Below are 10,086 nucleotides of genomic sequence, written 5' to 3' on the forward strand. Positions count from 1 at the left end.
CACAAATCCCCTGTGGGAGCGAGCCTGCTCGCGAATGAAGGCAACCCGGTTTCAGATCACTCCAAAGCAGCAGCCGGCCCAAAGAACTCATAACGGCTTTGTTTCTCCGGCACACCCAGCGCTTTCAAATGCCGCTTGATCGCGCCCATGAAGCCCTTCGGCCCGAGGAAGTAAGCGTCGACATCACGCTCCTGCGGCAACCACTCGCCCAGCAGCGCCTGATCCAGCATCCCGACCTTATCCGCCGCCGGGCTGACACCGTCATCTTCGGCATAGCAGTAAAAACGCTTGAGTTGCGGATGGCGCGCTGCCAGCTCATCAATCCAGTCACGGAACGCATGCACGCTGCCGTTGCGCGCGCAGTGGATAAAGTGCACCGGCCGCTCGGTTTCCAGCGCGGCTTCGAGCATCGCCAGAGTCGGCGTGATGCCAACGCCGCCGCTGATCAGCACCAACGGTTTGTCGCTCGCAGCCAAGGTGAACTCACCCGATGGCGGGAACAGCTGAATGCTGGCGCCGACATGCAATTGATCGTGCAAGTGGTTGGAGGCACGGCCACCCGGTTCGCGTTTGACGCTGATGCGGTACTGACCGTTATTCGCCAGGGCCGACAACGAGTAATTGCGGCGGATTTCTTCACCGTCGAGGATCAGCTTCATGCCGATGTACTGACCCGGTTCGGCCGCGAGAATCGGGCCTTTGTCAGCAGGCTCGAAGTAGAAGGAGATGATTTCTGCGCTCTCCTCGACTTTGGCCGCGACGATGAACTCCCGCGCCCCGCGCCAGCCGCCGACGGCTTGTTCTTTCTGGTCGTAGATCGCGGTTTCGGCGCCGATCAGGATGTCAGCCAACTGGCCGTACGCCGCACCCCAGGCGCTCATCACTTCCGGTGTGGCGATCTCTTCGCCGAGCACTTCGGAAATCGCCCGCAGCAGGCAGGCACCGACAATCGGGTAGTGCTCCGGAAGGATCTGCAGGGCCACGTGCTTGTTGATGATCTTCGCCACCAGATCGCCCAACTGGTCGAGCTGATCGATGTGCCGCGCATACATCAACACACCGTTGGCCAAAGCGCGCGGCTGGTCACCGCTGGCCTGGTGCGCCTGGTTGAACAGCGGGCGGACTTCAGGGTATTCAGAGAGCATCATGCGGTAGAAGTGCGTGATCAGCGCTTCACCGCCGCTTTCCAGCAGGGGCACAGTGGATTTGACGATGGCACGATCCTGGACGCTAAGCATAAGGTGACTCCTGAGCTTCTTGGAAAAGTTACCTTAGAGTTATCAGTATTCGTGCCAACTTATTTATCTATATAAATCAATAGCTTGAGATTTAAGTAGTCATAAAGACTCAGAGCACCTTATAGTCATCCCGACTACATCTTGTCTCTTTGACTACAAGACCATGACCGCCAAATCACTGCTCACCGCCCTGCTGCCTCTCGTCTCCGACCTGTCCCGCGAACTGCCCGAGGGCGAGCGTTACCGACGCTTGCTCGAAGCCATGCGCGCCCTACTGCCCTGCGATGCCGCTGCGTTGTTGCGCCTCGACGGCGAATCGCTGGTGCCGCTGGCGGTGGACGGTTTAAGCACCGACACCCTCGGCAGACGCTTCAAGGTCAGCGAGCATCCGCGTTTCGAAATTCTACTGAGCGGTGCCGGACCCACGCGGTTCGCCGCCGACAGCGATTTGCCCGATCCTTATGACGGCTTGGTCGATGGCCTCGACGAACACCTCGAAGTCCATGATTGCCTCGGCTGTCCTTTATTCGTCGATGAAAAACTCTGGGGCCTGATCACCCTCGACGCCCTCGACCCCGAGCGTTTCGAACCGATCGAGCTCGACGCCCTGCAAGCCTTCGCCAGCCTCGCCTCAGCCACGGTCAACGCTGCCGAACGCATTCAACGCTTGGCCAATCGCGCTGAAGACGAGCACCAGCGCGCCGAGGTTTATCGCCAGGCCAGCGGCCAGCAGAATCGCGAGATGATCGGCCAGAGCAAGGCGCTGAAAAAACTGGTTGAGGAAATCCATCTGGTCGGCAGCAGCGATCTGACCGTGTTGATCACCGGCGAAACCGGCGTTGGCAAAGAGCTGGTCGCCCAGGCGATCCACGCCGCCTCACCGCGCGCCGACAAACCGATCATCAGCCTCAACTGCGCCGCCCTGCCCGACACTCTTGTGGAAAGCGAACTGTTCGGCCACGTGCGCGGCGCCTTCACCGGCGCCACCAGCGACCGTCGCGGCAAATTCGAACTGGCCAATGGCGGCACGCTGTTTCTCGATGAAGTCGGCGAGTTGTCGCTGACCGTGCAGGCCAAGTTGTTGCGCGTGTTGCAGAGTGGTCAATTGCAGCGTTTGGGGTCGGACAAGGAACATCAGGTCGATGTGCGCCTGATTGCCGCGACCAACCGCGACCTGGCCGAAGAAGTGCGCAGCGGTCGCTATCGCGCCGACTTCTACCATCGCCTCAGTGTGTACCCGCTGCGCGTGCCGGCGCTGCGTGATCGTGGTCGCGATGTGTTGTTGCTCAGCGGTTTTTTCCTCGAACAGAATCGCTCGCGCATGGGCCTCAACAGCCTGCGCCTGAACAGCGACGCCCAGGAAGCACTGCTCGCCTACACTTGGCCGGGCAATGTGCGCGAGCTTGAGCACTTGATCGGGCGCAGTGCGTTGAAGGCGCTGGGCAACTGCAAGGTGCGGCCGAAGATCCTCAGTTTGAGCGCGGCGGATCTGGATTTGCCGCGCGAGGTTGTGGATAACTCGGTTGAGGCTGTTGTTGGTGCGGTGACCGAGATGCCGTTGATCAGTGGGGATTTGCGCAGTGCGACGGAGCAGTATCAGCGGCGCTTGATCAGTGCGGCGCTGGAACGCAATCAGGATAACTGGGCGAGTGCGGCGCGGGAGTTGGGGCTGGATCGGGCGAATCTTGGGCGGATGGCCAAGCGGTTGGGCATGAAGAGCTAAAAGCACACCCTCACCCTAGCCCTCTCCCGGAGGGAGAGGGGACTGATTGGGAGATATTCAAGAATTCCGCCGACGTGAAAGATCTTTACCGAATCCATAATCGACTCGGTCATTCAGGTCGATGTACAACGCCAGACACCTCGGTCGGCCCCCTCTACCTCTGGGAGAGGGCTGGGGTGAGGGGCCGTGTTCGAGAGAACAGCGATAAACTCAAGCCGACCACCCGACAACTAACCTAAAGCCCACCCCTTTAACGCCGATAACCCGGCATCAATAGTTTCTGGCGATTCCCACCCTCGCCCACCACCTTTCCACAGAAGGTTCATATGTCCTCCACCAAAGCCCGCGCAGACTCACTTTCGCTTCTGCTGTTTACCTTGCGCAGCGGCAAGCTGATGGCGATCAACCTGCTGAAAGTCAGTGAAATCATCCCCTGCCCGCCGCTGACCAAGCTGCCGGAATCGCACCCGCATGTGAAAGGCATCGCCACGTTGCGCGGCGCCTCGCTGTCGGTCATCGACCTCAGCCGCGCCATCGGTGAACGTCCGCTGGAAGACCCGAACGGCGGCTGCCTGATCGTCACCGACGTCAGCCGCTCGAAGCAGGGCCTGCACGTGCAGGCAGTCAGCAAAATCGTCCATTGCCTGACCACCGACATCAAACCCCCGCCGTTCGGCTCCGGTGGTTCGCGCGCCTACATCACCGGCGTGACCTCGGTGGACGGCACACTGGTGCAGGTGCTGGATATCGAAAAGGTTATCCACAGTATCGCCCCGGCGCAGATCGAAATGGCCCCGACCGACCTGAGCATGGAAGACGCTGATGTGCTCGGCAACGCGCGGATTCTGGTGGTCGACGACAGTCAGGTGGCACTGCAACAATCGGTGCACACCCTGCGCAACCTCGGCCTGCAATGCCACACCGCGCGCAGCGCCAAGGAAGCCATCGACTGCCTGCTCGACCTGCAAGGCACGGCGCAGCAAATCAACCTGATCGTCTCCGACATCGAAATGTCCGAGATGGACGGTTACGCCTTCACCCGCACCCTGCGCGAGACGCCAGATTTCGCCCACCTCTACGTGTTACTGCACACCTCGCTCGACAGCGCGATGAACAGCGAAAAAGCGCGCCTGGCCGGGGCGAACGGCGTGTTGACCAAGTTCTCCTCGCCGGAACTGACCCACTGCCTGATCGAAGCGGCCAAACACGTCGCCGCACACGGGCACTGAGTCTTGGCCGAGACATATTGTTTTTTGATGCGGCGCGACCTCGCTAAGGACGCGCCGGATGCACCTTGGCCACAAGACATTGAACTGTGCACGTACTCCGTCGACCTGGCGCCGGACGTGCATCATTTGATGCAACTGGGCTACCGCGAAGGTGGCGGCCGGGTGCCGGCGCTGGACGCCTGGCAGCAGCAGTTCGAAACCGATCCTGAATATGATCCGACCCTGTGCTTTGTTGCGCGTGATGCCGAAGGCGTGGTCGGCGTGGCGCAATGCTGGACCAGCGCCTATATCAAGAATCTGGTGGTGCATCCGCGCATGCAGGGCCGAGGACTGGGCCGGGCGATGTTGCTCAATGCATTCAAGGTGTTTCAGCAACGGCGCGAAGGGTTTGTTGATCTGAAGGTGCTGGAAGACAACCGGCGGGCGCAGCGCTTGTATGAAAGTGCCGGGATGTATGTGGTCCGCCGGGAACGGGTGCCGGACTGATTAAAGTCAAAAGATCGCAGCCTTCGGCAGCTCCTACAGGGAACCGCATATCCATGTAGGAGCTGCCGAAGGCTGTGATCTTTTAGCGGTGTCCCAGGCAACAAAACTCTTTAGGCAGACTCCAACCTTGGCCACCCACGACCAAGGATGCCCCCCATGAAAGCCATCACCTTAAGCCTGCTCTGCCTCACCGCCCTCGCCTCCCAGGCCCACGCCTCCAGCCCCGACGCCTGGGCCGCCTACGACAAAACCGTACTCGCCAGTTGCAGCAAGGCCAGTGGCCTGAAAAACACCAAACCCGTCGGCACGCCCGCGCAATTCGATGACCGCGTCGGCTACACCGCCGTTCTGCTGCAAGGCCAATACCCGCAAAAACACATGAAAGGCCAGCAAGGCACCGAGCTGTGCCTGTACAACAAAACCTCGAAAACCGCCTTCGTCACCGAGTGGGACTCGATCCGCGCGACCGGAAAAACCCAGTGAATGGCGCATAATTTGCTTCGATCCGCGCCTGTGCGGTGGTTTTCCGCCACCGTTTCACGCCCTGATTGAAGACAGATCGCTCAATGAACACGACGTTTTCCTGCGTAGGCTGCGGCAAATGCTGCACCGACCACCACGTCCCTCTGACCCTGGCCGAAGCCCGCATGTGGGCGGCGGATGGCGGTCAAGTAATCGTGCTGGTAGAAGCTTTTCTCGGTAATGGCCTGGGTTTGCCGGCGCAGCAGCGTGAGCATGCCGAACGTCGCTCAGCGGTGGTTCGCAGTGGTGCAACCGACGCCCATGTGGCGATCACCTTTGCCGCGTACAACGTCGGCCCCTGTCGGAATCTTGACGAAGACAAACTGTGCCGGATCTACGAGCGACGGCCGTTGGTGTGTCGCATTTATCCGGCCGAAATCAATCCGCATATCCCGCTCAACCCGGCCGCCAAGGATTGCCCGCCGGAGTCCTGGGAGCAGGGGCCGGTGTTGATTGCCGGCGGTGAGTTGGTGGATCGGGAACTGGTGGAGTTGATACAACGCTCGCGCCAGGCCGATCGGGATGACATCGGCATCAAGGACGCGATTTGCGCGATGCTCGGGATTCGCACCACGGCACTGAAGGGTGACGGGTTTACTGCGTATCTGCCGAATATGGATGCGTTTGCTTCGGTGATTGATCAGGTGACCGCGCAACCGCTGACGACTGCGCCGAGTGAGTGGGTGTTTCATTTGTCCGGGGATGATGTGGCCGGGCAAGTGTTGGCGGCCGGGGCGCAGGTGGTGACTGAACCGGCGCAGACGTATGCGTTTATCTCGCTGCGGGCGGCGTGATCGGGGTTTTGCAGAGGTCGATCTGGCCCCATCGCTGGCAAGCCAGCTCCCACAGGGTTTTGTGTCGTCCACAAATCATATGAACACCGAGAAACCTGTGGGAGCTGGCTTGCCAGCGATGAGGACTTTCCAGGCAACCTCAATCCCGAACCTGCCGCCGCCCCCAGAACTCCCGCGCCAACAAGCGCAAATCCCCCGCCAGCCCCGCCACGTCCTCAGAGTTGCGCTGACTCTGCCGCCCTTCATCCACCGTCACCTCGCACGCTGTGCGAATGCTGACGATGTTGCGATTGATGTCCTCGCTCACCGCACTCTGCTGCTCCACTGCTGCAGCAATCTGCAGGCTCATCTCGGTGATCTGCTCGACCCGCTCACTGATCCCGCTCAGCGCCCGCGCCGCGCGTTGCGCCTGCTCGACACTGTTATCCACATGCTCGCTGCTCTGCTGCATGACCAATACCGCATCGCGCGCACCGTTTTGCAGGGTGCTGATCATCCGCTGAATCTCGTTGGTCGATTGCTGCGTGCGTTGCGCCAGTCCGCGCACTTCATCAGCGACCACGGCGAATCCACGCCCGGCATCACCGGCACGGGCCGCCTCGATTGCCGCGTTGAGCGCCAGCAGATTGGTCTGCTCGGCGATGCTGCGGATCACCTCGAGCACACCGGAAATCTCGCTGCTATGGCCCTCAAGCTGATGAATCACCTCAGTCGCCCGGCTCAACTCCTCAGCCAGACGCAACACCGCACTGCGACTTTCGCCGACCAGCAAATGCCCTTCGCGGGTTTCCGTGCCGGCCATGTCCGCCGCCACCGAAGCCTGCTGGGCATGGCTGGCAACCTGCGCAACACTGGCCGCCATCTGATGAATCGCCGCCGCGACCTGATCGGTTTCCGCCTGCTGCGCCAGTGAACTGGTGTGACTGCTGTGCAGATGATCGACCAGTTGCGCGGCATGCCCGGCCAATTGTTGCGAGGCATCGCCGATGCGCCCGACGACCGCGCCGACCTGCGCTTCAAGCATCTGCAAGGCAAACTCGATCTGCCCGAACTCGTCGCGCCGTCCGGTGTAGATGGCTTGGCTCAAAGGGTTGTCCGCGATCTGACGAGCACGCTCGGCCAGTTGTTCCAGCGGTCGAAGGATCCAGCGCACGCCCAATGCACAGAACCCAGTGCCGACGACAAATGCCACACCGTCCAGCCAAGCCGATTCCGGACGCACCCAGGCCTCGGCGCCCAATACGATCCCCAGCAACGCACTGGCCAATGCCGTGATCTTCGCTCGTATACTGATGTTTGGCCCCGGCCACCGCGCCCGTCGCTCACCACGCAACTGTGCATAAGCCCGCTCCGCCGCCGCGACCAACCGCGCATCCGGCCGCGTGCGCACCGACTGATACTCCACCGCCACGCCGTTCTGCGTCACCGGCGTGACATAGGCACTGACCCAGTAATGATCACCGTTTTTGCAACGATTCTTCACCAGCCCCATCCACGACCGCCCGCGCTTGAGCGTCTGCCACATATGGGCAAACGCCTGCGCCGGCATGTCCGGATGACGCAACAGGTGGTGCGGGTTCCCGAGCAATTCGTCGCGGCTGTAACCGCTGATCTTGATGAAGTCGTCGTTGGCGTAGGTGATCGCGCTGGTCAGATCGGTGGTCGAGAGAATGTTCGCGTCCAGCGCCACATCGACGTTGCGACCGGTCACCGGGAGATTGATCTTCATGGGATAGCGCGCTCGTTTTATTGGAAAGAGTCGGCAGGGCTGCTGACTCTAAGCGCACCAAATGGTTAAACGTTGATCTGGCTCAGGAACTGAGCACTTAGCCATCACTGTGATGAAAAATCACAGCGATGGCCGCAGGCGGGATTAAAACTCAGCGCTTGCCCATCGAACGACGGGTACCCGGCGGCGCCATGCCCGGGGTCTTGGTGTGACCGTTCTTCGCGCCGTTCTTGTACCACGGCTGATTCGAGCCTTTGGCAGAAGCCAGTTCGCCCGGCTTGAACGGAAATTTGAACGCCGGGATATCGGCTTTGGTTTCGCTGGTGTCGGCCAGTTCAGCCGGGACATCGCTCACGGCGTCGTCAACCGGCGGCAGGGTCGGGGAAGTCATAAAAGCTCCGGAAAGCAAAAAGTCGGGCCCGATCAGTGAGCCGCGAAGGCGCGCAGTATACCTGTGCGCCTTGACTCGGCACCTGAAGATTTTGCAGCGCACGCCGAACGGTTTACAGGTAACTGATGATGACGATGCCTTTGTCGGTCGAGGTCTTCAACGCTTCGTAGCGCATGGAAATCGGCAGCGCCTGATGACTGCAAGCGTTGCGCTCAGTGTCGACATCGACTTTCACGCCGGGCTTGATTTCGATCTGGCGGGATTCACGAGCAGCAAACGCCCCAACCGGTCCGACCTGACAACCCGAATCAACGATTTGCCCGGTAAAGCGGATCTCACCGGATTGATTGGCAGGCGCGGCGAAGGCTGTGAGTGGAAGCAACAGAAGCACGCAGGGCAGTACGGTTTTCAGCTTCATTTCAAGACACTCCCGAAGTGGACGGCCCAGAGAACCCGGGCTACACAATGTTTATCCGCGTGCAGGGACGGATCTTGAGAAGCGTAGTGGGCAAATAGGTCCCTTTTTGGGACTGCTCAACAAAAAATGGCCGTTAGAGATGGGGTGCCCAATCAGACGTCTTCGCGAGCAGGCTCGCTCCCACAGGGGACTGCGTTTCAAACGGTGGGAGCGAGCCTGCTCGCGAAGCACGATGACGCGGTGCTCAGACGGATTACGTTTGTGGATCAACCCGATCCAGCGCCCGGTTTACCGCCAGCTCGGCGAGCATGACGATCTGCTGGATCGCCAGCGCCGTACTGCGCTGCGGGCGACTGAGCTGATCAGCCAGATCAGCGGCCATGACATTGGCTGAAGCCAGCGATTCGCAGGCGTGGGCGAGCAGGCTTTCGGTGTCGATGTTCGGGTGGATGAGGAACATCGTACTGGGCTGACGCGGCTTGACCGGTTCGGGACAGAGGTAGAAATCGAGGGCGCGCTTGATGGCTTCGCGGGTTTTGATCTGGTCGTCGGCGCGGATGGCGTCTTCGAGTGGGGTGGTGGGATCGATGGGTGGATCGGGTACGGGCTTAGTCATTTACTCAGTCCTCACTGATTGGAGCCAACAATTACCGTTTCTCACGCGGCGAATTGGGTGGCAGCTACGTACGGGGTGAGAAACCGGGCAAGGACCAGTACAACCTCCGGCCGGACCGAAGTCCGCCCGTACATAGCCGCCATAAAAATGCAGGCAGCAATCAGCTGGCGCCGATTATGACGGTACTGGTATTGGAATAATACTTAGCCCGGGTTCTCACACCCGATCACCGAGTTTTCGGCGACAACCCAAGACTAGAGAGCGCACGTCCGACGGACAACCTGAAAACCTTGTGGGAAGGTTCTGGTTATTTGACACAAATTTAAACAGCCAAAAGCCAACCCTCACCCTAGCCCTCTCCCGGAGGGAGAGGGGACTGATCGAGGTGTTTGGGTGAGCTACGCCGACGTGCAATATCGAGTCGAACTCAGATTTTGAAACAGATCAAAATCCCCCTCACCCTAGCCCTCTCCCGGAGGGAGAGGGGACTGATCGAGGTGTTTGGATGAGCTACGCCGACGTGCGATTGCCGTGTTGAACTCAGATTCTGAAACAGATCAAAAGCCCCTCACCCTAGCCCTCTCCCGGAGGGAGAGGGGACTGATCGAGTTGTTTGGGAGAGGTACGCCGACGTGCGATTGCCGTGTTGGGCTCAAATTCTGAAGCAGATCAAAAGCCCCTCACCCTAGCCCTCTCCCGGAGGGAGAGGGGACTGATCGAGTTGTTTGGCAGGGCTACGCCGACGTGCAATACCGCGTTGAACTCAGGCTTTGAAAAGCACAAAAATCGACCCCCTCTCCCTCGGGAGAGGGCTGGGCGGGCGGCGTTCCGATGAGGGCAAGAGCACCACAAAAACCAAAGCCGTGCGCGCCGTGCTCTTCACCACTCAATAGGCCGAGTGTCAGCTCGCCTGCTCTTGATCTTGATCTTGATCCACGGG

At 60.2% G+C, this 10,086-nt stretch carries 10 protein-coding genes and 1 pseudogene; 5 read left to right on the top strand and 6 right to left on the bottom strand.

Translation table 11 applies throughout. The annotated features are described in order from the left end of the window. Positions 1-56: 56 nt before the first annotated feature. Positions 57-1,238: an NO-inducible flavohemoprotein gene (hmpA, locus tag M5G26_RS11195; RefSeq protein WP_273915323.1), complete on the bottom strand. Its 1,182-nt coding sequence runs from the start codon at positions 1,236-1,238 to the stop codon at positions 57-59. A gap of 163 nt (positions 1,239-1,401) precedes the next feature. On the opposite strand from hmpA, the gene norR reads away from it, so the two are divergent. The 5 genes from norR to M5G26_RS11220 all read left to right on the top strand — a co-directional run bounded on the left by norR (position 1,402) and on the right by M5G26_RS11220 (position 5,992). After that, complete coding sequence (gene norR, locus M5G26_RS11200; RefSeq protein WP_150693173.1) at positions 1,402-2,961, top strand: nitric oxide reductase transcriptional regulator NorR; 1,560 nt, start codon at positions 1,402-1,404, stop codon at positions 2,959-2,961. 326 nt (positions 2,962-3,287) lie between these two features. Further along, the gene (locus M5G26_RS11205; RefSeq protein WP_007916955.1) at positions 3,288-4,190 is read left to right on the top strand and encodes a chemotaxis protein CheV; all 903 of its coding nucleotides are present in this window, start codon (positions 3,288-3,290) and stop codon (positions 4,188-4,190) included. Positions 4,191-4,217: 27 nt separating this feature from the next. Then, a complete protein-coding gene (locus M5G26_RS11210; protein ID WP_273915324.1) occupies positions 4,218-4,676 on the top strand; it encodes a GNAT family N-acetyltransferase in 459 nt (152 codons plus the stop codon). 156 nt (positions 4,677-4,832) lie between these two features. Further along, positions 4,833-5,159: a hypothetical protein gene (locus tag M5G26_RS11215; protein ID WP_134178528.1), complete on the top strand. Its 327-nt coding sequence runs from the start codon at positions 4,833-4,835 to the stop codon at positions 5,157-5,159. An 83-nt stretch (positions 5,160-5,242) separates the two neighbouring features. Further along, positions 5,243-5,992, top strand: coding sequence for a YkgJ family cysteine cluster protein (locus M5G26_RS11220; RefSeq protein ID WP_150693171.1), 750 nt, complete (start codon positions 5,243-5,245; stop codon positions 5,990-5,992). Positions 5,993-6,131: 139 nt separating this feature from the next. Here M5G26_RS11220 and M5G26_RS11225 read toward each other — a convergent pair whose 3' ends face one another. The 5 genes and pseudogenes from M5G26_RS11225 to M5G26_RS11240 all read right to left on the bottom strand — a co-directional run bounded on the left by M5G26_RS11225 (position 6,132) and on the right by M5G26_RS11240 (position 9,146). Then, positions 6,132-7,193, bottom strand: a complete 1,062-nt coding sequence (locus M5G26_RS11225) for a methyl-accepting chemotaxis protein (RefSeq protein WP_443218382.1) — start codon at positions 7,191-7,193, stop codon at positions 6,132-6,134. Positions 7,194-7,439: 246 nt separating this feature from the next. Next, a pseudogene (locus M5G26_RS29520) lies at positions 7,440-7,721 on the bottom strand (PAS domain-containing protein); the annotation flags it as partial. A 151-nt stretch (positions 7,722-7,872) separates the two neighbouring features. Beyond that, entirely contained in the window at positions 7,873-8,112 is a 240-nt protein-coding gene (locus M5G26_RS11230) for a hypothetical protein (RefSeq protein WP_016985604.1), read from the bottom strand. 112 nt (positions 8,113-8,224) lie between these two features. Next, a complete protein-coding gene (locus M5G26_RS11235; RefSeq protein WP_273915326.1) occupies positions 8,225-8,530 on the bottom strand; it encodes a type 1 fimbrial protein in 306 nt (101 codons plus the stop codon). Between the two features lie 253 nt (positions 8,531-8,783). After that, complete coding sequence (locus M5G26_RS11240; protein ID WP_150750469.1) at positions 8,784-9,146, bottom strand: DUF6124 family protein; 363 nt, start codon at positions 9,144-9,146, stop codon at positions 8,784-8,786. Between the last annotated feature and the right edge of the window lie 940 nt (positions 9,147-10,086).

Origin of the sequence: Pseudomonas sp. TNT2022 ID642, from assembly GCF_028656995.1 — a bacterium.
Lineage (GTDB): Bacteria > Pseudomonadota > Gammaproteobacteria > Pseudomonadales > Pseudomonadaceae > Aquipseudomonas.